This window comes from Sphingobacterium cellulitidis (assembly GCF_043187465.1).
GTDB classification, from domain to species: domain Bacteria; phylum Bacteroidota; class Bacteroidia; order Sphingobacteriales; family Sphingobacteriaceae; genus Sphingobacterium; species Sphingobacterium cellulitidis.
Genome location: NZ_CP171136.1, coordinates 3,975,038 through 4,000,136 on the forward strand (window position 1 = coordinate 3,975,038; position 25,099 = coordinate 4,000,136).

Genomic DNA, 25,099 nt, shown 5'->3' on the forward strand with positions numbered 1-25,099 from the left:
TTAATATTAAAACCCAAAGTTTAAACCTAGTGAATACACTCTCGGTCTTGGATACAAGGTATAATCTATACCATTGAATAATTCCGGATCAACACCCTTATATTTTGAAACTATAAAAACGTTCTGAACATTCGCATTTACAGTCATCGTCACAGTCTTTTCCTTATCCAAATGACCTACATTATAAATCAACCCTAAATTGTCCATCCTTAAGAATGAAGCGTTGTTGATGTAGTAATCACTATAATATTGATTGTTGTTGAAATTGGTATTATAAACATCTGTAGTCGCATTATTGATAAATCTTGATGGATTTAAAATATTACGTCCTACTCCAAAATTTGAAGAAATATTATCATACACATAGTTTCCGAAGCTTGCTCTCAATACTGTATTCAAGGTCAAGCGTTTGTAGTTTATGGAAGTTGTAAAACCCATAAAATAATCCGGAGCTGGTTTTTTATAATAATAACGGTCAGCAGGTGTAACTGCACCGTCTCCATTTAAATCCTCATAAACTGCCTCCAAAGGCTGTCCTTGCTGATCATAAACTTGTTTGTAAACAAAATATTGGAAAGGAGCCAATCCTACAGTATGGTATTGGATAACATTCCCAGTACCTCCTGTAATCCAGCCTGCCGCCAATTGATAACCTGGGTTATCACTTAAAGTCAGGTTAGTAACCTTGCTCTCATTGACGGTCATATTGAAACCTAAATCCCAATTGAAGTTCTCTGATTTAATCGCCTGAATATTGATGCTACCCTCAACACCTCTGTTTTCCATGTTACCAACGTTGGTCAACAATTGATTACTATAATTGGTACCTACTGGAATTTCAATAGTTGCCAATAGATCTTTTGTTTTCTTCTGATAAGCATCGATGCTACCAGAAATACGACCTCCCCAAAAACCATAATCCAAACCAATATTAGCAGTTGTTGTAGATTCCCAACGAAGAGTTTCATCATAAGCAATTGGTGAATAAACATGGTAAAATTGGTTGCCAACTTGGTACTGCGACTCATTGGTACTGTAATAATAGCTTGGAATAAATCCATAGTTAGCAATACCATCTTTATTTCCGGTTTCACCGTAACTCAAACGAAGTTTCAGGTCTGAGATACTGTTATTGTCTTTCAAGAAATTCTCACCTTTAATACGCCAGGTAAATGCCGCAGATGGGAAAATTCCCCAACGTCCATCCGGACTAAATTTAGACGATCCATCCGCCCGTACAGTACCTGATAAGATGTAACGGTCTGAGAACGAATAAATCAACCTTCCATAGTAGGATAGCAATCTGTTTTGCTGTACATTATCTGGAAAATTCGGAGTTGTCAACACATCGTTATGTGCATTCATGGACTCGAAATTATACTGGGTTTCTTTATTATCGTAATATCCATAACCTGCAGTTACATTGACATTACTATTGATGCTTTCAATATCCTTTACATAGCTCAGGTAACCCTCAATAAAAGTATTGTTCATCTTTCCTTTATAACGTTGGAAGAATCCTTTATTAGCAAAGTTAGATGCTGCAAAATCAGGAATACTTGTCGCTCCTTTTCCTACTGCGATATCATAACCAACATTTACGTTAGCATGTAATTCAGGAAGGAAATGGAATGAATAATCCAATTGTGCGTTACCGATACTTCTTTTTGAATCACCTCTATTGGCGTAATTTTCCAATAATGAAACTGGGTTTCTTGGTGACAATGAATTTGGAACTGCACCTTCTTGCCATTCAAAGAATCCACCATAAGGGCTAGATGAATCATATACCTCTTGGGTAGGATCAAAAACAATCGCCGAACCAATGGCCCCTGTATTTGCAAAATCCTGATTGGTCAATGTTCCCTTGAAATTAACATCTAATTTCAAGTGGTTATCAAAGAAACGTGGCGAAATATTCACCCCTAATGTTCCTCTTCTTAACATATCATTCTTCAAAATACCAGATTGCTCTAGATGTCCAATAGAAAAACGATATGGCATATTTTTTAAACCTCCCGCTAAGGTTACATTATTATCGGTGGTAAATGCATTCTGATAAATTAGACTTTGCCAATCGGTATTTGCAGATCCTAAAAGTCCTTTTTGAGCAGCTGTTCCTCTTTCATTAACAAATGAACGAACTTGATCTGCTGTCAACACATCTACTTGATTAGCTATGGTAGAAAGGGAATTTACGGTAGATAAGGTAAGTTTTGGCCTTCCGATTTTACCTGTTTTAGTCGTGATGATAATTACCCCGTTTGATGCTCTGGAACCATAAATTGCAGTTGCATTCGCATCTTTCAGGATAGTCATGGACTCAATATCATTTGGGTTGATTAGGGAAAGAGGGTTGGCTGACCCTGTAATTCCGGCACCACTCAATGGGTTTCCATCAACTACAATTAATGGATTATTACTCGCTGATAATGATGCTCCTCCTCGTACGCGAATAGTACTTCCAGCACCTGGAGAACCTCCATTCGAAGTAATGGAAACCCCAGAAACCTTACCTTGTATCAATTGATCCGGCGATGTAATAGCTCCTTTTTGAAAATCCTTCGATTGTACATTCGATACGGCTCCCGTCACATGCTTCTTCTCTACCGATCCATATCCAATCACTACAACTTCACCGATCTCCGACGCATTGGAACTCAATGTAAAATCTAATGTCTGTGATGAAGTCAAGTTCACATTCTGTTCGGAGCTGCCATAACCTACATAAGTTGCTTCAACTACCATACTCCCTGCTGACAATCCGTCCAACACATACTGTCCCGACTCGTTGGTAGAAACTTGCTTGTTTGTACCCTTTACCCTTACCGTAGCCCCAGCAAGTTCCTTCCCAGCTTCATCCATTACTTTACCCGAAAGTTGTAAGTTCTGCTGACCCGAAACAATTTGAAAACTGAAGATGAAGATAATTATTAGCCGAAACTGCCAATTGTAAAAATCCCTAATCATATTTTGTTTTTTTGTTTATAATCGGCAAGGCATTCATTGCCCCCCTATTGGTTTGTTACTAAATTATTATAGAAATGTTATAAAAAAAATACTTTTTCACTTTTTTTATTTTTAGCAAAAAATCAAGCAATTTTTTATTTAAAAACCTATATATCAATTATATATAAAACAAAATAAGAACTAAAAGCCTGCTATAATTTATCGAATTACCGAAACCGTTCCCGATTTCAACACCCCTTTTCTTCTTAAAACCTACCTTTTACAGAAAAAACTTAACATTTAATCACCCAATATTTGTAGTGCTTATTTTATCAATTTAAGAACCTCTAATTGCATTAAGGATAAAATAAACCATATAGATGCCTATATTCCCCCGAAAGTATGATGATTTTCTCTATTAACTTTGTATGTAAACCAAATTTATAAATCATGAGCACATCATCGAATCAGATATTAGATCAGGTAAAACCTATTACTGCAGCTGAATCTTCCGAATTCCAAAACAATGGACATATCTTAATCCGCGAAGTACTAGACAAAGACACGGTCGAGCACTTCCGCCAAGTAATCAGCAATGCTGTAGAAAAGCATAATGAAGAGAAAAGAAAACTGGAAGATCGTGACACCTATGGCAAAGCCTTCTTACAAATCATGAACCTATGGCGAGTAGACGAAGAAGTAAAGCGTTTTGTCCTTGCAAAACGATTCGCAAAAATCGCAGCCGACCTATTAGGCGTTGAAAAGGTAAGATTGTACCACGACCAAGCATTATTCAAAGAAGCAGGCGGTGGTCCAACTCCTTGGCATCAAGATCAAAATTACTGGCCTTTGGACACCAATAACACCATCACCATGTGGATGCCTTTAGTAGATATCCCTAACCCTGAAATGGGAATGTTGACCTTCGCTACGGGCTCTCATAAACAAAACAATGTCTCCGAAATCATTATCTCTGATGAGTCTGAAAAAACATTCTCTGAATATGTAAAGGAGAACAACTTTAAAATCTCTAGTCCAGAGTACATGAATGCTGGCGATGCAACCTTCCATTATGGCTATACCATCCATAATGCTCCAGGTAACTCCTCAGATAAAATGCGTTCAGTAATGACCATTATTTATTACGCAGATGGTGCTAAAGTCACTGAACCCAAACATAAATGGCAAGAGAACGATCGCCAACAATGGCTTATGGGAAAAGAAGCCGGTACATTGGCAGATTCTGAAATCAATCCTGTACTGTAATCAAAACAGGTATGGCTAAGCTTAAAAGAAAATTATTCAATCTTTCGCTCATTGCCTGTTATAGTGTACTTGCGCTGACCAGTTGTCAGGAAAAACCAACAGATAAGGAAATCGTCAAAGATGAAATTATCTATCATGTTTTTCAACGTAGTTTCTATGATAGCAATGCTGACCAAAATGGCGATCTCGCAGGACTCCAACAAAAATTGGATTACCTGCAAGATCTAGGAGTTACTTCTATTTTATTGACTCCATTATATGAATCGGTTTATTACCATAATTACTATTCCAGTGATTTTGAAAAAATTGATTCTACTTATGGAACTAAGGAGGAATACCTATCCCTGGTTAGAGATATCCATAAAAGAGGGATGAAAATTTATATGGATATGGAAACGCAGTACGTCACTGAAGACCATCTCTGGTATAAAGATTCGTATGGAAATCCGTCTTCTCCTTATTCGGATTATATCCTGTATGATGATAAGGAACAACTGAAACCTTCCTCCATTGTATTTGATATCTATGATTTACTTGGTTTCGATGGCCAAAGAAGAAAGATAACCACAGTTAATCTGCTTAATAAAGACGTCATAAAATACAACAAAGATCTATTCAGCTATTGGCTAGACCCAAATAAGGATGGCAACTTTGATGATGGAGTGGATGGCTTTCGATTAGACCATATGATGGACGACCTAGATAATAAAGGTAGATTAACCAATCTTTTTAGAGACTTCTGGGTTCCATTGATTGATACCTTAAAGTCTGTAAATCCCAAAATCCATATTATGGCTGAACAAGCTGATTGGGGATCCTATGGAATAGATTATTTAACCCAGGCAAAAGTGGATTGGGTATTTGGATTCCGAATCCAACAGGCTATTCGCACCATGAATAAAGAGAAGATCATGGCTTTCGCTGATACTACTTTCCGCGATACGCCAGAAGGTAGAAATCAAATCATTTTTATTGAAAACCATGATATACCACGTTTTTCAAGTGTCGTAAAACAGGATATAGGAAAAGAGAAAGTTGGTGCTGCCCTAAATCTACTAATGGCTGGAGTTCCTTCCATCTATTATGGTCAGGAAATCGGAATGCTAGGCGATAGTTTTTTTGGAAAATATGGCGGCATAACGGATGCAAATGAAATTCCATATCGCGAAGCTTTCGAATGGAAAAAGGACAAGGATAGCCCAGGAATGGCTTATTGGTACAGAGATTCTGGACCATGGTGGAATACCAGCACCGTAAAAAGCAACGATGGCATATCCGTCGAGGAACAAGAAAATGACCCGAACTCTTTGCTGAGTACCTATAAGGCACTCATCAAACTGAGATCTGATTTCCCTGTCTTGATCAATGGTAAATACCAATCCTTGGCCAATACAAGCAAAAACATAGTCAGTTTTTATAGAGATAATGGCAAGGAAAAAGCCATGGTCTTCATAAACATCTCTGAACAGGAAGAAAAAATAGATCTTCCTATGGAACAAGGCAAACCTAAATTGGTATTTGGCGATAATAAAGGACAATCAACAGCAAATAATCTTCAGATTGCAGTTCCAGGATATGGAACCCAAGTGTGGATTTTGAATTGAAATCTTAATCCATAAATTTCTTTCGATAAGCCAATGGGCTCATGCCCATTTTGGCTTTGAAGGTTTTATAAAAATAGGACATATCATTAAAACCGGAAGCCATAGCAATGGAGCTAATGGGTTCATCTGTATGCAATAATTGCTGAACAGCATAATTCATTCTATACTGTACCACCATATCTACAAAGGTCTTTCGGGTTAACTTTTTAAAATATTTACAAAAAGCATTGGGTGTCAGGTTCGCTACATTGGCAACATCATCCAAACTAATATCGTTCTTAAAATTCTCGACAATATAGGCCATGATGACATTGATCCGATTAGTATCAGTCAGACTGCTATTTCCATTTTCTAAAGCACCTACATGGATGGGATGATATTTCTGTCTGGCAAGCTCATTCAACAGTTCCAGAAAATTCAGAATTCTTTCAACCCCCTGGGATTTACGTAAGCGCAAGATGTACTTCGTCAATTTTTTGGGCTGATGAAAGGAAAGACCTGCCTGACTTTCTTTAAGCAATGCATTAATATTTGAAAACTCAGGTTTTTCAAAGAATTCAGCACCCAAAAACTCATGGGTAAACTGGATTACAACAGCACTTGCCTTGGAATCCTCCTGATCCAACTTCCAGCAATGAGGTTGATTAGGACCAATAAGGACAAAGTCACCATCACTAAAATCATCTAGCCGATTTCCAATATATCGCTTGCCCTTACCATGTATGATATAGGTCAGCTCATATTCCGGATGATAATGATAGGGTGCCAAAAATGCCTCATGACCGAAGGTCCGAATCAAGAATGACTCTTGTAACCCATTTTGTAATATCTCTGGCTTTGCTTTTTGCATGATATGGACTTTTTATGCTTTAAATTACTACAAAAATCCAAAATAAGCCATATTAAGAATAAAATAACACGCTGACTAAGCTATAAAAACTAATATCTTAGTAGTACCAATTAATAAACGATATGATGAATAAAATTATCGCAGTAGCTCTTTTTCTAGCGATTTCATTGACTGCATTTGCACAAGAAGCAAAGCTTACCATTCGTGTGAATGCCCCTGCTACCACCCCAGCGCAAGATTCAATTATCCCAATTGGAAATCAAGGTATTTGGGGGTTTTGGATTTATCCTAAGAGCAATGCCCTCAAATCCCTAGGAAACAATGTTTGGGAAAGCACTTATTCTTTTCCTTTGAATAGCGACCTGGAATTTAAAATTACGCGTGGATCTTATTTTAAAGAAGCCTTATACAATGGAAATGGCCAAAGTGCCCAGCCCATAAAACTAAAGATCACAAAAGATACAACCATCGTGTTGAACCCTAGTAATTGGAATGATATTTACCAACGTAGTATTGTAGGAACTGTCCGATACCATCATAATTTTGGAAGTACGTATCTGAAAAGTATCCGAAATGTGGTTGTTTGGCTGCCACCTTCCTATCTGGAAAACACAAACAAGAAATATCCTGTACTCTATGCGCATGATGGTCAAAACCTTTTTGATCATACCAATCTAAGTGGAAGTGAATGGAGAATGGATGAAATTGCAGATAGCCTCATGCGAAAAGGTGAAATCGAAGAATTTATCATTGTCGCCATGGCAAATACAAAGGATCGCTGGATAGAATACAATGGTACTCCTGAAGGTGAAAACTATCTGAAATTTATTTTCACCGAATTGAAACCCTTTATTGACAAAACTTATCGCACAAAAACTGATCGTGCCAATACAGGGATTATTGGTTCTTCCATGGGCGGCTTAATTTCCTTTTACGCAGCCTATAACTATCCGCAAATATTTTCAAAGGCAGCATGTCTTTCAAGTGGGTTTTTCTTTGATGATGGCAATATCATGAATAGCATCAAAACCGACCTCAAACCTTTACATAACAGTATGGTTTATTTAGATTGTGGTGGAAAAGACCTTGATTACGACTTTCTACCTAGCAATCAACAGGTTAACGAATTATTGCAAAAAGATAAACAGATGAAGGTATTATACAAGGAGTTTCCTGAAGACCCTCATAATGAGGTCGCTTGGTCAAAAAGATTGGATATCCCCTTTAAATTTCTATTTCCCAAAAAATGATGATAACATGCAAAGCCGCCATAACCAATGGCAAAGGCGATTTTTTTATTGATGAGATTCAAGTGGGAGAACCTCAAGCTGATGAGGTTCTTGTAAAGATTAAAGCCGCTGGAATTTGCCATACTGATTATGACTCTCTCAATTGGAATAAGAACCTTGTTCTTGGTCATGAAGGAGCGGGAATAGTCGAAAAAATTGGTACTGATGTAAAAGATATCAAACCGGGAGATGCAGTACTTCTGAATTGGGCAATCCCATGTATGACCTGCTTCCAATGTAACCTTCATAACTATCATATCTGTGAAAAATCATCGCCAGTAACAGGTCAAGGCCATAAGACAAACTTGGGCCATGCCCATGCTGCAGGCTGTCTATGGCAGAATCAGCAAATTGAACGCTCCTTTAATATCGGGACCATTTCTGAATATTCCCTTGTTAAAGCTGCAGCAGTTACTAAAATCACTACGGATCAACTCCCATTTGAATGTGCAGCCATTATTGGTTGTGGAGTAATGACAGGTTACGGTTCTGTTGTGAATGCAGGGAAAGTTACACCAGGCAGTTCTGTTGTTGTCCTTGGAACGGGAGGTGTAGGATTAAGTGTAATACAAGGAGCCAAAATAAGCAAGGCAGAAAAGATTATTGCCATCGATATAAATCCTAAACGATTGGAAATGGCAAAACAATTTGGTGCTACCCATTGCTTATTGGCCGACCCACAGGATAAAGGATTATTACGGATAGCAGAACAGGTAAAAGCCCTTTGTGCTGGCCGTGGTGCTGATTATGCCTTTGAATGCACTGCCCGACCTGAATTGGGAGCAGCTCCATTGGCAATGGTAAGAAATGCCGGAACCGCTATTCAGGTCAGTGGAATTGAACAGGAAATTAATTTCGATATGAACTTGTTCGAATGGGACAAGCTCTATCTGAACCCCTTATATGGTAAATGTAACCCATTTGAAGACTTCAATAAAATCATTCATCATTATCAAAACAAAGAATTGCTATTAGATGAAATGATCAGTGCACGGTATGCCTTAGATGATCTTCCCAAAGCATTTGAAGATATGTTAACTGGTAAGAATGCAAAAGGGGTCATAATTTTTTAAGAAGAAAAATGGAAAATAAATTTAGGTCAATTGAACAATCAAACCCCGAATTTGGAACTAAAAACTTAAGGTTTATCACGGTCAAATCCCAGAACTTAAAAGGTCGTGGCGATATCTGTATGTATGTCCCTGAGCAATGTCCAGTGGATGTCCCTGTTGTAATTTTACTTCATGGGGTGTATGGTAGTGCATGGAGCTGGCCACTCAGTTCAGGAGTTCATGAACAAGTGGATAATGCGATTAAAGCTGGAACAATCAAACCCATGGTTTTATTGATGCCTTCTGACGGATTATGGGGGGATGGCTCTGGATATGTAAAACACAAGGAATTAAATTTCGAAAAATGGATTGTTGAAGATTGTATTCAAGCAGCTAAGCAAGTTTTGCCAGAGAACATTACAGGAAAATCAAAATTCTTTATTGCCGGATTATCCATGGGAGGCTATGGAGCCATGCGACTTGGAATCCGACATCCTGAATTATTCTCCGCTTTCTCTGGCCTATCAAGCATCACATCCATACCTGAATTTGAACATTTTGTCGAGGAAAATTTGGAAGTCTATCAAGAGGACAAAGATTTAGCTTTAATAGATAGTTTTATTGCTAATAGAAAGAATTTACAGCCTTTTAGATTTGATTGTGGAAAAGATGACATATTGATAGAATACAATAGAAAACTTCACTCACAGCTATTAGAAGCTAATATTAATCACACTTATGAGGAGTTTGAGGGAGGCCACAGTTGGGACTATTGGAAAAATAATATTTTGAAAACAATATTATTTTTTAATTTACAGCTTTGAAAAACCAATTATTAACATCTATACAGCATGCAACAAACGTCAAAAAGAATGAAGCCTAGGCTTACTCGTGCTCAAATATTTAACATGAGTTTTGGATTTTTTGGAATTCAATTTGGTTTTGCTCTTCAAACCGGCAATGCTTCACGGATCCTCCAAACATTTGGTGCTGATGTTGAGCATTTATCCTTATTCTGGTTGGTTGCTCCATTATCGGGCATGTTGATACAACCTATCATTGGTTACTTTTCAGATAAGACATGGACTCGTTTAGGAAGACGAAGACCTTTCTTCCTGGGTGGTGCATTAGTTGCTGCTGCTGCTCTTGCATTGATGCCTAATGCCTCTGTCCTCACCTTACTCCTCCCGCCATTGTTGATTGGTGCCGGAATGTTAATGATCATGGATGTTGCTTTTAATGTATCCATGGAACCTTTCCGCGCATTGGTAGCCGATAATCTTCCTAAAGAACAACATGGCTACGGATATGCCGTTCAAACCTTCCTGATTGGCGCTGGTGCTATTGTTGGTTCATTCTTACCTTATGTGCTTTCAGAATATTTTCAGGTGAGTAAAGTCGCTGAACAAGGTCATGTCCCTGATAATGTCATCTGGTCTTTCTATGCTGGTGCTATCGTTTTGGTACTTTCCCTATTATGGACCGTCATCACAACTAAGGAATATAGCAATGAGGAACTCAAATCTTTTGAAGAGTCTGACGATGAACAGGAGGTTCATAATACTAAGTTCAGTTCAATATTCAAGGATTTCAAAAACATGCCCAAGGCTATGAAACAACTTGGCTTGGTTCAGTTCTTCTCTTGGTTCGCCCTATTTTCAATGTGGGTTTTCACCACTCCTGCCATTGCACAGCATATTTATCATCTTAGTCCTTCTGACACTTCCTCAGTAGCCTATTCTGATGCTGGAAATCTTACAGGTGTGCTATTCGGTGTATACAACTTGGTAGCAACGCTTTTTGCTTTGATTTTACCAAAGTTCTATAATGCCATTGGAAAAAGAAAAACACATATGTTTGCCTTGGGAATCTCAGGAATTGGCCTAATATCTATTCTGTTTATACAAAACCCGAATTTGCTTTTTATTCCGATGATTGCAGTAGGAATTGCTTGGGCAAGTATCCTTGCAACACCATATTCGATTCTATCTGGAGTAGTGCCTCCTAAAAAAATGGGGCTTTATATGGGTTTATTTAATTTCTTTATTACTCTCCCTCAATTGGTCAACGGAGTAATTGGGTCGGTATTAGTTAAATATGTTTTTCAACATCAGGCAGTTTATTGCTTGACAATGGCGGGTGTATTTATGCTGTTGGCAGCACTGTCGGTTTTGTCGGTCAAAACTGAAAAAGCTTAACCTTTGGAAGAGTCCCGAATCACAAGGTCAGATTGCATGGTCACAAACATTTCATCATCCAATAATTCTTCGCCTGAAAGCTGCTTCAATAATGTCGATGCGGCTTTCTCCCCAATCTGAATGGCAGGTTGTCTGACAACCGATAAGCCAGGCTGTAATAATCCTGCGATTTCAAGACTTGAAAAGGCTATGATCTTAATGTCTTCCGGAATCTTAACCCCTATACGTTGGCAAACGTAATAGGTCGAAAAAGCCAAACGCTCCACAGAAGCCAAAATTCCATCTGGTTTCTGTTTCTCAATAGCGGTTTCTATAATCACATTATTTTCTTCGTAAGAGTTTGAACAATCTACGATTAATCGCTTACGTAATGGGATTTTATACTTCTTTAAAGCATCTTCATATCCCTGAAGACGGGTTTTACCAATGGAAAGATCCTTATTGATTACAAAATAGGCGATCCGCTGGCATCCACTTTGAATCAAATGTTCCGTTGCCATGAAACTACTTTGATAGTCATCCGTGACAATTTTTGGTAATTCAATATCATCGTAAATCCTATCAAACAAAACAATAGGAAGATGCTCATAATTTATGGACTCCAAATAACTATGGTCAGTTGATTCTCCAGAGGCAGACATAATAACTCCGTCTACCCTTCCGCTCGCCAAACTGCGAATAAATTCTCGCTCCTTCGTAATATCATCATCAGTCACAAAAATCAGAATGTGATAGCCTTGTTCCTTCGCCACTCGCTCCGCACCTTGAATAATCTGGGTAAAGTAGTTATTGGCCAACTCCGGAAGTACAACCGCAATAGTTTTACTCTTTTGTTCCTTTAGATTGCTAGCATAATAATTCGGCTGATAGTTGAGTTCTTTGGCTAACTTCAGAATCCGTTCTTTAGTTTTCGGATTGATATCACTGCTATCCCGAAATGCTCGAGATACCGTTGATTTTGAAATATTAAGCTCCTTTGCAATTTGGATAATATCAACTTTTGCCATATCAGCGTCTATAATTTTTTTGTTCTATTTCAGCCAAGAAATACTCCTTTTGCAGAGCTTAAACAATTATAATTTCTGTCACTAATATAACAATTTTGTTATTATTCAATTAAGAGAATCTATCTTACTCCAAACTCGTACGCAACACCAATTGAGGACACTCGATTTAAATATTTTGCTTCACTAGAATTAGAAATATTTATAAATCCTGCTGAACTTGAAATAGAAAATACAAACCCTTTTATATGACGATAGCCAAATACAGCTGTCAATCCAGCATCCCAAGGATTCAACTGTTCCATTCCATCACCCCATTGCAAATGAATCGCCTCTCTTCCCGAAGTTACTCTCGCATCAACCCCATAAGCAGCATAAGGTCCTCCGCCAAAAAAGAAATCCCCAGTCCCAACAGGCACCCTGCCCAAGAAGTTGACCGGAACTTGTAAGTATAAAAACCTATCCGTTAATTTCTGACCATCTATTTCTGATCGACCTCCTTTTCCTTCCAATGAAATTCCCGGCTGAATTGAAAAACCAGGTGAAATACGTGCATCATAATAGGCTGATACATGAAAGGTAGGAGCAATTTTTGTCTTCGCAGATTGGTTATCAATCCGAATGAATTGACTCGCCAAATTTAATCCGGCTTTAATACCAAAGGTATCTTGTGAATATGACATGCTGGCACCAGCAATAACAAAGAGAAAACTGAAAAAGAATTTCTTCATCTTAAATTCGTTAATAATATTGGTTGGTTATTTAATTCAAATGTTGGATAAAGCTAAGGATTTTACAGATTTCTTTTCAGTAAAAATTAATAAATTATTTCAAGTTAAATCCTTAATCTTTATTCTGAATTTTAATAAATCTAAGAGACAAAGTAGCAATAAGCAATAAAACTGCAACAACTTGAAAAGTTATTGCAAGACTTACATTCGCATCTTTCAATGCGCCACCTACATAGACCATTATTCCTCCAACAATTGTACTCAGGAAGTTTAGAAATCCATATCCTGTTGCAATGTATTTAGGATTGATTACTTGACGCAGCAAAGGCATCAGATTTGCATCATTGAAACCTCTTGCTAAGCCAAAAATTATCATTCCGCAAATAGCTAAACCAAAAACCGTGGTTGAAGATAACAGAAACAAAAATGGGGTTCCAATACAAAAACCAAGTAAAATAACATTCATCCTTCCCTTTGGATTCTTTTGCACCCACTTATCTGCTAAGATCCCTCCAATTATTACACCAATGAATGACCCAACTTGCATATATCCAGTGGCTGAAATCCCCGCACTTCCTAACCCAAGATGAAATTGCTCCTTTATGAAAGTAGGTAACCAACCATTAATTAACCAGTTTGCCATTCCTAGAACCGAAAAGAATATTAAAATAATATAATATGAGGGAATTTTAAACAATGATCCTAAAGCTTCTTTCAAACTAAATGAATCCTTGATATCCTCCTGTACAAACCGTTCTTCTTTCTTTTTATCCTTCAATAAAAACAGAAGCAAGAATGAATACAGAACCCCAAAAGCACCAAAGACATGAAACCCATATCTCCAACCCCATAATTCAGCAATATATCCTCCTAACCCTCCTAAAGCTAAACCTGTATATAATCCGCACATATGAAGACCAGTCGCAAGAGAACGTGTTCTTCCAGAATGGTAATCAGTAATTAATGCTAATGCAGCTGGAATATAACATGCCTCACTAACTCCCATAAGTACCCGAGTAAAGAGCATTTCTGAAAATGATTGTGTGTATCCGGTCCAAAGAGTTACTGCTGACCAGACACCAACTGAAAAAATTATGACCATCCTTCGCGAATACTTATCCGCTAAATAGCCCCCAAATGGACTCACCAAACCGTAAGACCATAGAAATACTGACGTTAATAACCCAAACTGAGCATCATTAATATCAAAATCCGCAACTATTGGATCTCGCATAGAGGTGATCAATAACCTATCAAAGTAATTTAAGAAAGCAACTACCCACAATAAGGCAACCACCAACCATGGATAAAATGATTTGTTCAATTGGTTTTTCATAATTTATTTTGATTTATTTCTTAAACTTTAGCACCTGATTGGTTCTAACAGCTGGCTGAGCTTCTCCTCCTGGAATAATAACACTATTATTCCAATGAATAGCTGTAGCAGTAACGGGTGCAATTATCTCTTTTATTTCTCCTCTTTCTGTTTTTATTTGAGAAGGAATTTCACATGTAATTTCCCAAGAATTTTTATCGGCTGTATAGGTATATACTTTTCTCGAAAATCCAGGATGATTTTCTCTTAAATCGGAATCAATCAATTCTCCACTATCACCGGAGAGAAATATAAATTGGTTTTTTTGAAGTTCAACTCCAGGGTTTGAGACAGCAGTTATAGCTACTGGACAACTTTCAATCCCAACCCACTTACTCCCATTGAACATGAAACCATCTTTTAAATATGTTCTCTTCCCATCGTTCAATGAAGCTCCAGAAAATACATATAAACCTAATTCATTTGCAGCAGAAGCAGAAAGTATCCTACCATTACCCGGAATCGGAGGCAACTCAACCCAACCTGATTCAAGATCTTCAAAATCAAGTTTAAAAACTCGATTTAAGGCAGTTTTTGAATCAACATTTTCTTGTCCACCTACCACATACCAATAACTCCCGTATTGAGAAAAGGAACAGTTAGCAAGGGTAATCGGCAGATTTGGCAATTCAATAAATTTAATTCTCTGATTATCAATTGAAATCTCAAGAACCTTATTGAAGTGCTCCTGCTGATTACTTCCTCCAGCTATATAGAATTTACCATTAAAGCTTGCTGAAGCTCCATATCCAACTTTATAGGGAAGTTTTCCTATTTCCACCCATCTAGATTTTTCATTTTCAAGGTAAAACAGCTTATCTGTCCAGATTTTTACACCCGAATCCCAAGGTGGGATACCGTCTTGGAATTGTGCTCCTCCTGCGCTAACGATTCCTTTACCTAATTTCCCGGCAAAAGACCCTGCAAACCCTAATTTATCCGGAATAGTATCTAATAATTCCAAATGATTTTCCTGGCCTTTGCTTGTTAAACCAATCATCATAAGTGAAAAAATGATTAAGCTTTTCCAGAGTTTCTGCATGATTCCAATGTTTTAAAGAAACCAATATCCTCTAAATCCTTTTTCAATCCATCATATTCTTCATTTGACAAAGTTTGCAATGGCAGTCTCGAAGGTCCCATTTCAAATCCCAACATTTGCATAATTGCCCTTTGGGAAGGAATTGGTCCATATTTAATAATTAACTTAATCATTTTGACCGCTTCATATTGAAATTGTTGTGCTAATTCAATCTGGCCAGATGAAAACAGGTCTATGACTTTCAAGTAAATCGGTGCAGCATAATTATAAGTACTTCCGATAGCTCCATTAGCCCCAACTGATAATGCAGGTAGCAATAACTCATCAAAACCAAATAACATATCGAAATCATCACCACAAATTTGAACTCCATCTTGATATTCGTGAATGGCAGAAGATGTAAATTTTATGCCGGCAAAATTATTTGCCAACTTTGAAAAGTTTGGAATAAAATTTTCAAGATTGATGTTGACACCCGTAATATGTGGTATATGATAGTAATAGAATGGTAATTTAGGAGCAGCATTTGCTATCTCCGCCAAACTATTCATTAACACTGTTTCATTGGCGGGCTTAAAATAAAATGCACAAACTGAAGAGAAACCATCAGCATTTATTTCTTGTGCATGACTGGCCAAATGCTTAGCCTCTTCAATCGAGCTATGTCCAACATGGACAATAATTTTAACCCTCCCCTGAGCTGCTCGCACAAATTCTGATGCAATTTTTTTTCGCTCTGCAATAGTGAGGCTCAAACCTTCTCCATTGGTGCCACAAACAAAAATCCCTGAAATCCCAATATCAATTAAATGTTCAACTATCTTTGGAATGTATTCATAATTAACTTCTCTCGTGGGATAATATGCTGTAAAAGCCGCGGCTAATAGTCCTTTAACTTTGTAGGTAGATTGAAATCTCATTTTGTTATTTATTTATATTGGCAAGAGCATCTAAATGTGGTCTTAAATGTTCTTCCATTCCCTTTTTAAATTCGTCAATATTGCCTTTTCGGATCAGTTCAACCAAATCTGCGTGACTAACTTTAGGTGTTACTACCCGCTTCTCCGTCTTTAGCACAAAATCAAATAAAGGCATGAGCATAGATTGAAATCGCTTTAAGGTTTGATTTCCTGTAATTTCATATAACTTCCCATGGAAGGCTATCTCATTTTTTATTCGAAATGAGGGATTGGTGGAATCATCGTTTTTAACAATCTTATCTAATTCCTCCAAATGTTTTTCCTCTATTCGCATAAAAAGCAAATCCGCCATCCCCAATTCTAAAACAAGTCTAAGTTCAAAAATGTCATGTAGCGTATTTTTATCTACGAGCTGGGGCTGCAAAACTTTCTCTAAGCTTCCCAATACATCGGGATGCGTAAGAACCATTCCTCTTTTCTTTTTGGAAGTTATTATTCCAAGCATTCTCAATCGACTTAAGGCTTCCCTAAGAATATTTCTACTTACCCCTAAAGCCTCTGCAATCTCCATTTCTGTTGGCAGACTATCTCCAGCCTTGAGTTTTTTCTCCTGAAGGAAATCTCTCAGTTTAAGCTCTACTAAATCTGTTAAAGATGTAGCTTCAATAGGCTTAAAGCCCATGCTTGTTTCTTTTGTGCTCATTTATTTCAATTAGTGCAATAATTTCTATTTAATCTTTTATTACCTCACCTATAGGAATCCTCTGAAAAACCATGTCTGATTGACTGCCTTCATACAAAATCCCAATGCTTTTGTCATCAACCGAAGTAATACAAGAATATCCTCTGCCGCTCCATTCATCTAGCAAAATGTGTTTTTCATTAGGCCAAGTTTTACCATAATCAAAACTTGTTTGCAAAGTAATATGGTCTCTATTTGCAATAGAATGTGGATTACAAAAGAATAAAATTTCCTTTGTTGTGCCACTATTTTTAAATTGATGCTTATGTAAACTAGCCATACAAGTAGGCTCAATTAAGGCATTAAGTGAGGTCGGATGTGTTTTCCAGGTTTTTCCAAAGTCGGTTGTAGTAGCAACTGCCCTTCCATTATTTGGTATTGCAGTCCCTCTATTCCGATTCGCTCGCATATTTAACATTAAAACACCAGGTTCTAATTCTACTACAGCACATTCCGTGGTTCCCTTTTCTATTAACACTGCTTCGGAAGAACTATGCCATGTTTTTCCAGCATCCTTACTATAGGTGATATTTGAAAATGGATTACCATTTTTATCTCTACCTTGGGTAGGAAACACTAAGGTTCCATCAGCCATAGTTATTCCTTGACCTGGTGCAGGTGCCCAAAGCCACCATTCTTCCTTTTTCCCTTGCTTAGTAATGTTCACAGGCTCCGACCATGTTTTGCCATCATCAGTACTCTTGGTAATTAAAAATTGGGCAGTCTGTTTAACATCGAATCCAGGTTGAGAACCTTTTGTAAGCCATTGATGATTCCAGGTCTTACTGGTGTCCGTTAAACCTTCAACCCACTCTCCTTCTTTATTTTTGACACCATACATCCATAATCCTGCAATATAAATATCTCCAGAATTTTGATCTACCAAAATACAAGCATCTGATACTCCATTAAACTTTTCAGGTAAACTACCCCAAGTTTTCATATCTAATGCTATTTGAATTGGTTCCCAAGTTTGACCTTTATCAAAACTACGTTGGACAGCTATATCCATGTGCCCTTGCAAATCCCGTGAACTCTCATATCTTGCATCGTAAATCGCTAACAACGTACCTTTCTTGGATGTTGCTAAACCAGGAATTCTAGAGGTATGAACCCCATCTTGCATATGGTTGCGAACTGAAAATGCAGGTCTAAAAACTTTTTTTTCTTTATAATTTCCAGCAATTCTATTTTTATTGGTAGAAATTGAATTAACCTGAAATACTATTTTATTTAACAAATCAACATCCTGTCTTAAACCTAGGCTAATCCAAAAATATTGTTTGCCCTCCATTTGGATTTTATAATTTAATGGAATAATAATTTTGGAACTAGTAGGCTCAATACTAACAATTTGGTCTAATTTATTTAAGTTTGGTTTAATCGAAGAGTCCATCTTAGATGTATACAAACTGATAGTTGTTAAATCATTGAAGTTTGTACTCCCTTCCAATGAAATTGATAGTTTCCCAATTTCTTTTCCAACATCCTCCTTCTTTGCTTCAAGAGTAATTCTAGCAATCGGATTATTGTTCTTTCCTAATAAAAGTGGAAGTTGATAATACCGTATTTCAATATCTGATGCATGTACAAATACAGAACTACAAACAAATAATAATAAAATAAAAATGCCTAACCTTTTCATAATGTTTCTATTAATTGTAACCTTCTGTTTGTTTAATATTTGGATTAGTATTTATCGAACTATCATGCACTGGCCATAGAAGTACGTTAGGTTTATCCTTTTGCGATTTCAAAGATTCTACCTCAGTAAAGACAACACCCATACGAATAAAATCCCACCATAATTTACCTTCCGCTACAAACTCACGTTTTCTTTCCAAAAGTATAGCCTGATCAATTTGTAATTTACCTAATCCAACGTATTTATTTTCAATACCATACGCTCTTCTTGCTATTAGATTCAGGTTTTGCAGTGCCAATGTAGGATTATTTAATGCATTTTCTATTTCTGCACTCAATAATAATGCGTCAGCGTAACGGTAAATGACTAAATCAGAATCAAAAATCCTTGTTCCATTTTCCCATGTTCCAGAATACTTATTAATCCATTGAAATGTTGACTGTTTTCCAACATCAAAATACGTTTCATAACTAACTTTCGTCCGTTGATCAGTAGGTTCTACAGCTAGAAATTCTTTGTATTCATTGGTAAGGAAAACCCATTGCTGATGTGATCCAACCTTAATCGGATTTTCTATAACGGATGCTGAAACATATTGAAGTGGAACCAAATAATCACTTGGATATCCACCCGTTGCTTCATCCATTACCATTCTCCAACAAAAGATAATTTCAGGATTTAATTCTGTTTTGAAAACATTTGCAAAATTGGGCAACAATGAAAATTTACCACTACTGATAACCTTATCTACCGCAACTTTCGCTTTGTTCAAAGCGTCCTGCCCAGCGTTGTTTACTTTAGCTATCCATAGATAATAGTCTGCCTTCAGAATTTGTACTGCTGATTTTGTTGCTATTTGGGCTTTATTATTTCCTTCTGGAATCAATTCTTCTGCAAGAATTAAATCTTTCTCCACTTGACTAAATACTTCTAGCTTCGGACTTCTTGTTGGATATAAATCTTCTTGAGTACTTGATTCAAATCCACTCAACACAATAGGTGCGTCTCCCCAAATTCGAGCAATCCAATAATAACAAAATGCTCGGATATAATGAGCTTGTCCAAGGACATTGTTTTTTTCTTCATCAGAGGTAAATGCAATTTCAGGAACATATTTTAATATTAGATTACAATCATTAATCGTTGTATATAAATCCTTCCAGTTTGCTTGAGCATGTGTACTGTTAATTTGATTTGAGAAAGCATTGCTATATCCAGCACTGGTCTCTAAACCTTTACCCCATAGACCAGTTCGGTATTCTCCCCAAAATATATAAGCTGTTGAAAAGGTAGAACGCATCCTAACATAAGCACCATAAATTGCTGCTTTTGCATCACTTTCGTCTTTCCACATTGAATTTGCTGTAATAGCACTTTCCAAATCCACTTCTAATTTATCTGAACAACTAGGCATTAATAAACTTGTTGTTAGAAATAATATGCTGTAAAAAAATCTTGTTTTCATAATCAATCAATTAAAGGGTTAGTTTAATCCCAAGAGAATATCTGCGAATCGCTGGGTAGTTAAAATAGGAACCGCTATAAGTTGAATTTGTACCCACCTCTGGCGAAATTCCTTTACCAGCACCTTCCCAGAAATACATTAAGTTTTGACCCGACAAAGCTATTTGGAGATTTGATGCCCCAATTTTCTTAATCAAATTATCTGGTAGGTTATAAAGGAATGTGACCTCTCTTATTGCTAAGTAATCTCCCTTATAGTTAAATGCTGATGAAGTCCTTGAAAAGTTTGAATTTCCAACATCAGGATCATTTGCAAAGAATCTAGCATACTGAGCATTATCTCCCGGCTGTTTCCATGTGTTTTTCACATCATTAACCAAAGTATAATTATCTGCAAATGTGTTCATGAAATAGCGCATATAGGCATTGTGGTTTATACTATGACCAAGTGCCCAATCAACGAATACGTTTAAACTAAAAGATTTATAAGTAAAGGTATTCTGAAGCCCTCCCGTACTATGTGGAACAGTCACCCCAAGTTCAAATTGATCCTTACTGGTTATTACTCCATCGCCATCTCGATCTACCCATTCATAATCTCCGGGCATTTTTCTACCTTTTATACTTTTACCATCTTCTGGATCCCACCCTCTAGCTGATTCATCATATCGCGCATTGGCTGCCTCTTCTTTCGTTTGAATGATATGATCAACTTGATAACCATAATATCTGTATAGAGATTCTCCTTCAGCCGTCCCACCAAATGCCGATCCATCTGCCAATTGAATTCCTCCAATTCTGTTATTTTCACGACCATTGGTTGGTAACTTAAGAACTTTATTTTTAACAAAACTCCAAGTTAATTTAGAGTCCCAACTAAAATTCTCTCTTTTAATATTTTGGGAACCAATCTCAAAATCAAAACCATGAAACTTCACCTTGCCTACATTCGTTTGCACTGTAGAATACCCAGATGTATTGGGTAAATCCATACTGAACAATAAGTTATCTGTTATTTTATTAAAGTAATCAACTTGGAAACTTAACCTGTTATTCCATACAGTAAAATCAATTCCTGCATCGAATTGGGTAGAGGTTTCCCATGTTAAATCTCGGTTTGGCATAATGGAAGGCATTATTCCAGCATTACCATCATAACGATTATCAGCGACATACCTTCCTAAGGCATCATACAGACCAATGGAATTATTCCCTGTTTGACCAAAACTACTTCTTAATTTCATGTAATTTATGGCATTTTGGTTCTTGAAAAAATCCTCCTCAGACACAATCCATCCAGCTGATACACCCGGAAAAAACCCCCATCTATTTTGTTTAGCAAATAAAGACGAACCATCATAACGAAATGTACCCATCAATAAATACCGCTGCTTATAACTGTAGTTTGCACGGCCAAAATAACCTATCAGAACCTGTCTCCATTTATCACTATCCGCATCAGTTTTATTCGGACCTGCAGATAATGAAGGTACTTTATCTGAACTAGCTCCATTTACTGCAGCCGAAAAATTGGAATTATCCGTTTGTTGGTAGGAATAACCAACCATAGCTGACAAATCATGATTTTGAGCAAAGTTTTTGGAGTAATTTAATAATCCATCAAATTTCAACCGATCTAATTGCCCATTGCTTTGTCTTGTTGTTCTTAAACCACTAAATTCATGGGCTTTTTCAAAATAACTATAGTTGTTGGTATGTGAAAAGTTAGAAACCACAACTTGGGCTTTTAACGATTCCAATACCTGATAATCTAGCCCCCCAGACAGGGAAAACCTTTTATCTTTATTACCAATATCTCTTGTAGCATCCCACCACACTGGATTTGGCGAGCTAGCATTATATCCCGGAGTAGGCTTTCCATTATCATAATATATTTTTTGTGTTGGTGGTGTTGCTAAGCCTCTCGCGATAACATTCATTTGATTTTCAAATGCCGATGACAGAGTATTTGAGTAATCAAACATGGTGTTAAAAGTCAATTTTTTATTGATACTGACATCGACTTTCCCTCGTGCTGTAAAACGGTCAAAATTTGTTCCTAATGCAACACCATCATCTTTGGTATAACCTGTACTTCCTGCATATCGGACAGTCTGATTTCCGCCATCTAAACCAATGTAATAGTTTTGCCAATTGGTATTTCTAAACAATAAGGATTGAAAATCATTATCTTGAAAAATTATGGTTTTACTGGGGTCCAATGGATCAACCATACTCTGATAACCTGCAGGAATACTTTCTCCATCTTTTAAATATCGTGTTGAATAAATGGAAGTAAGATCATTTCCAGAACTTGCTGAATAACCTGAATTAAAATTATAATTTTTATTTGGGCTTAATGCAACAGCAGGTCTTACCGTTGATATATAATCTCTTGAATTCATGAAATCTATCAATGACTCAGGTGTCTGATATGCATAATTCGCATCAAAAGTAATTCTAGCTGAACCGGAATCTTTTCCCTTCTTTGTGGTAATTAAAACAACCCCATTGGAAGCTCTGGATCCATAAATTGCTGTTGAAGCAGCATCTTTTAATACTTCAATTGATTCAACATCATTTGGATTAATTCCTGAAAATGCACGTTCAACACCGTCTACTAACACTAATGGATCATTAGTTTTATTGATAGACGACCCTCCACGGATTCTAAAAACCGCATCTGCTCCAGGAGTATTATTAGATTGATAAATTCGAGCTCCAGCAACTTTACCTCGAAGACCTTCTCCAATTGTGCTGATTGGTATATTCTCTAGGACTTTCCCATCTACTTTGGATATAGCTGTTGTTAGTGTTCTCCTGCTTTGGGTTCCATATCCAACAACTACAATCTCATCTATATTAGTATCTGAAGGCTTTAATTGAATCGTTAAATTATTTTGACCAGCGGAAACTTGCTGCTCAAGAGTTTCATATCCTACACTGCTAAAAATTAATGTGCTCGGAAATGAATTAATTTCAATTTCAAACAGCCCTAAATCATTGGAGGTAACTTGTGTTTGGCTACCTTTTATCCCAATCGTCACTCCCATCAATGCTTGATCCTTATCATCCAAAATTTTCCCAGTTATTTTTGATTGAGAATAAGATGGATAACCAGTAAGAAGCAAAAGAAGGCAGCTTAAGCAACTGATTAACATGGTTTTCATAATAATTGAGTTTATATTGATTAGTATTTATGTACTACATAAAGACAAATATAAAACTTTTATATTATCTACCAATTAATTTTATACTTTTTTCTCAAAACTTAGAAGAAGCCAGCAATTTACCTTTAGAGAACTAATTTTACTTTAAACCAATAAAAACCCTACTCAAGTTCCCAATTTTACCGGACTTTCGCCGGACCTTCTTCGGACATCAGTCGGATTTTGTTCGAAAATTTTCTGACAAGGTCCGGAGGAAATCAGACGAAGATGCGGTGTTGGGTAAAATTTGGGCTTAAGTAATTGCGAATGACTATAGTATTGGAAGGCTATTTTAAATAAAGTCAAAACTCGAATAATATCTTTTAAATGCCAATGGATTTAAAATCTTGGAATACTATTATTCTAGACAATAAGAACTACATTTACTTCAGGAATCTTAATAGGTAGACATGGAGGAAAAGAACTATCCCATTCGAATAATTGCAGATAAACTTCAATTGGAGGAAGTGTTAAAACAGCAATCCGAAAAGGAGCAATTCGAAAAGCTAGCGAATTACCTAGACTATTTGGTTTCTCATGATTTCAATAAGCTGATTAGTATCCTCTATAGAATTGATGTTTCCGAAGATAAGGCTAGAAGGTCATTGGCAGAGGAGGCTGGAATTAGATCAGCAGGACATACTTTAGCTAGGTTATTGTTAGAAAGAGAAGCCGAAAAAATCAAGTTTAGAAAGATGTATAAGAAGGATTGATTTATCTTACACTCTATTCAATTTATAAGGGAAAACTTTTCCAGAAGCCCATTGAGCCACATATAGATTTTCATCATCATCTACGCATACATCATGAGGGTGGACAAAGATTTTATCCATTTGTTGCATTGTTCCTAGAGTGCCATTGGTATAGATAGGTTCGGTACCACCTACATTACTGATTACCTTATTCTTTTTATCGAGAATGGTAACAAATCCTGAGCCGGCAAGATCCATATTTGGAGATCGGAGGACGGCTGCATAGATATGTTTTCCATGGATAACAGGCCTACATACACAAGCTCCAGGAAGTTGGATAATATCAAGCAGTCTTCCTGAGGTATCGAATCGCTTAAAGCAATTTCTGGTCCTGTCTGTAACCAGTAAGGTCTTTTTCTTGTCGCGGGTATCGAAGGTTATGCCATGGGCATTATCTAAATGCGGATCTCCTTCACCTCTTCCACCAAAATGTGCAATGAGTTTACCTTGTTGATCATACTTCAGGATATGCTGCGCACCATAGCCATCAGCAATATAGATATCACCATTTTCATCAACGGCGGTTTCCGTTGGAACGAATTCTTCTTTTTTATTGTAGAGTCCGACGCCTAAAGGAGCGTCAATAGTCAATAGTACCTCACCTGAAAGTGTCGTTTTATAGACCTGATGTTTATCCGTATCGGTGATATATAGGAATTCAGTTCCATTTTCATTATGCAAGGTAAGACCATGTCCACCCGGGAAATCATGGCCCCAGCTATCCAAGATTTTACCATCTTTATTTAAAATAATAATATTGTTTTTCACCTCATTGGTCAGCAATATCAATCTTCCCTTTTTATCTTGAACCATCTCATGGCAATCATTTACCGTTAAACTTGGGGAATGCTTCGTAGCCCAGGAAGTATCCAAACTATATTTCATGTTGTTATGTCCATAAACCGTTTGCTTGGGTCTGGCAAATAGATCCTTCATGATCAATAAGCTTCCTGTTAATAGCGTTGATTTTTGTATAAATGATTTTCTATTCATAGTCTGATGGTTGT

At 36.9% G+C, this 25,099-nt stretch carries 19 protein-coding genes; 7 read left to right on the forward strand and 12 right to left on the reverse strand.

All coding sequences use genetic code 11. The features are described from left to right. Positions 1-6: 6 nt before the first annotated feature. A complete protein-coding gene (locus tag ACF3OC_RS17360) occupies positions 7-2,970 on the reverse strand; it encodes a SusC/RagA family TonB-linked outer membrane protein (RefSeq protein ID WP_094257216.1) in 2,964 nt (987 codons plus the stop codon). Positions 2,971-3,399: 429 nt separating this feature from the next. Between ACF3OC_RS17360 and ACF3OC_RS17365 the strand changes: the two genes are divergently transcribed. Together ACF3OC_RS17365 and ACF3OC_RS17370 are read left to right on the forward strand one after the other, a co-directional pair. After that, entirely contained in the window at positions 3,400-4,215 is an 816-nt protein-coding gene (locus ACF3OC_RS17365; RefSeq protein ID WP_392470162.1) for a phytanoyl-CoA dioxygenase family protein, read from the forward strand. 11 nt (positions 4,216-4,226) lie between these two features. Then, positions 4,227-5,819 (forward strand): alpha-amylase family glycosyl hydrolase, encoded by a 1,593-nt coding sequence (locus tag ACF3OC_RS17370; protein WP_094257218.1) that lies wholly within the window; start codon positions 4,227-4,229, stop codon positions 5,817-5,819. Positions 5,820-5,823: 4 nt separating this feature from the next. On the opposite strand, the gene ACF3OC_RS17375 is transcribed toward ACF3OC_RS17370, so the two are convergent. Next, complete coding sequence (locus tag ACF3OC_RS17375; protein WP_094257219.1) at positions 5,824-6,669, reverse strand: AraC family transcriptional regulator; 846 nt, start codon at positions 6,667-6,669, stop codon at positions 5,824-5,826. A 122-nt stretch (positions 6,670-6,791) separates the two neighbouring features. Between ACF3OC_RS17375 and ACF3OC_RS17380 the strand changes: the two genes are divergently transcribed. The 4 genes from ACF3OC_RS17380 (at position 6,792) to ACF3OC_RS17395 (ending at position 11,208) form a co-directional block, all read left to right on the forward strand. Next, complete coding sequence (locus ACF3OC_RS17380; RefSeq protein ID WP_392470166.1) at positions 6,792-7,919, forward strand: alpha/beta hydrolase; 1,128 nt, start codon at positions 6,792-6,794, stop codon at positions 7,917-7,919. Then, complete coding sequence (locus ACF3OC_RS17385; protein ID WP_392470169.1) at positions 7,916-9,031, forward strand: zinc-binding dehydrogenase; 1,116 nt, start codon at positions 7,916-7,918, stop codon at positions 9,029-9,031. Before ACF3OC_RS17380 ends, ACF3OC_RS17385 begins: the two co-directional genes overlap by 4 nt. Before the next feature lie 8 nt (positions 9,032-9,039). Next, on the forward strand, positions 9,040-9,834 hold the full coding sequence (locus ACF3OC_RS17390; RefSeq protein ID WP_182499112.1) for an alpha/beta hydrolase family protein: 795 nt from the start codon (positions 9,040-9,042) through the stop codon (positions 9,832-9,834). An 84-nt stretch (positions 9,835-9,918) separates the two neighbouring features. Further along, positions 9,919-11,208: an MFS transporter gene (locus ACF3OC_RS17395; protein ID WP_277711520.1), complete on the forward strand. Its 1,290-nt coding sequence runs from the start codon at positions 9,919-9,921 to the stop codon at positions 11,206-11,208. On the opposite strand, the gene ACF3OC_RS17400 is transcribed toward ACF3OC_RS17395, so the two are convergent. The 9 genes from ACF3OC_RS17400 to ACF3OC_RS17440 form a co-directional block, all read right to left on the reverse strand. After that, on the reverse strand, positions 11,205-12,215 hold the full coding sequence (locus ACF3OC_RS17400) for a LacI family DNA-binding transcriptional regulator (RefSeq protein WP_094257224.1): 1,011 nt from the start codon (positions 12,213-12,215) through the stop codon (positions 11,205-11,207). The genes ACF3OC_RS17395 and ACF3OC_RS17400 overlap by 4 nt on opposite strands. A gap of 119 nt (positions 12,216-12,334) precedes the next feature. Beyond that, complete coding sequence (locus ACF3OC_RS17405; RefSeq protein WP_094257225.1) at positions 12,335-12,943, reverse strand: outer membrane beta-barrel protein; 609 nt, start codon at positions 12,941-12,943, stop codon at positions 12,335-12,337. Positions 12,944-13,055: 112 nt separating this feature from the next. Then, the gene (locus tag ACF3OC_RS17410; RefSeq protein ID WP_094257226.1) at positions 13,056-14,279 is read right to left on the reverse strand and encodes an MFS transporter; all 1,224 of its coding nucleotides are present in this window, start codon (positions 14,277-14,279) and stop codon (positions 13,056-13,058) included. Positions 14,280-14,292: 13 nt separating this feature from the next. Continuing rightward, positions 14,293-15,360, reverse strand: a complete 1,068-nt coding sequence (locus tag ACF3OC_RS17415; protein ID WP_094257227.1) for a hypothetical protein — start codon at positions 15,358-15,360, stop codon at positions 14,293-14,295. Beyond that, complete coding sequence (locus ACF3OC_RS17420) at positions 15,336-16,280, reverse strand: dihydrodipicolinate synthase family protein (RefSeq protein ID WP_094257228.1); 945 nt, start codon at positions 16,278-16,280, stop codon at positions 15,336-15,338. The genes ACF3OC_RS17415 and ACF3OC_RS17420 overlap by 25 nt, the downstream gene beginning before the upstream one ends. Positions 16,281-16,284: 4 nt before the next feature. Continuing rightward, the gene (locus ACF3OC_RS17425) at positions 16,285-16,983 is read right to left on the reverse strand and encodes a FadR/GntR family transcriptional regulator (protein ID WP_094257229.1); all 699 of its coding nucleotides are present in this window, start codon (positions 16,981-16,983) and stop codon (positions 16,285-16,287) included. Positions 16,984-17,011: 28 nt separating this feature from the next. After that, on the reverse strand, positions 17,012-18,667 hold the full coding sequence (locus ACF3OC_RS17430; protein WP_094280654.1) for a sialidase family protein: 1,656 nt from the start codon (positions 18,665-18,667) through the stop codon (positions 17,012-17,014). A gap of 10 nt (positions 18,668-18,677) precedes the next feature. After that, on the reverse strand, positions 18,678-20,132 hold the full coding sequence (locus ACF3OC_RS17435) for a RagB/SusD family nutrient uptake outer membrane protein (RefSeq protein WP_094280655.1): 1,455 nt from the start codon (positions 20,130-20,132) through the stop codon (positions 18,678-18,680). 10 nt (positions 20,133-20,142) lie between these two features. Next, entirely contained in the window at positions 20,143-23,301 is a 3,159-nt protein-coding gene (locus ACF3OC_RS17440) for a TonB-dependent receptor (protein WP_179221457.1), read from the reverse strand. A gap of 449 nt (positions 23,302-23,750) precedes the next feature. On the opposite strand from ACF3OC_RS17440, the gene ACF3OC_RS17445 reads away from it, so the two are divergent. After that, positions 23,751-24,053, forward strand: coding sequence for a hypothetical protein (locus tag ACF3OC_RS17445; RefSeq protein WP_182499118.1), 303 nt, complete (start codon positions 23,751-23,753; stop codon positions 24,051-24,053). A 6-nt stretch (positions 24,054-24,059) separates the two neighbouring features. On the opposite strand, the gene ACF3OC_RS17450 is transcribed toward ACF3OC_RS17445, so the two are convergent. Further along, positions 24,060-25,085 (reverse strand): 6-bladed beta-propeller, encoded by a 1,026-nt coding sequence (locus tag ACF3OC_RS17450; RefSeq protein WP_182499119.1) that lies wholly within the window; start codon positions 25,083-25,085, stop codon positions 24,060-24,062. Positions 25,086-25,099 lie beyond the last annotated feature (14 nt).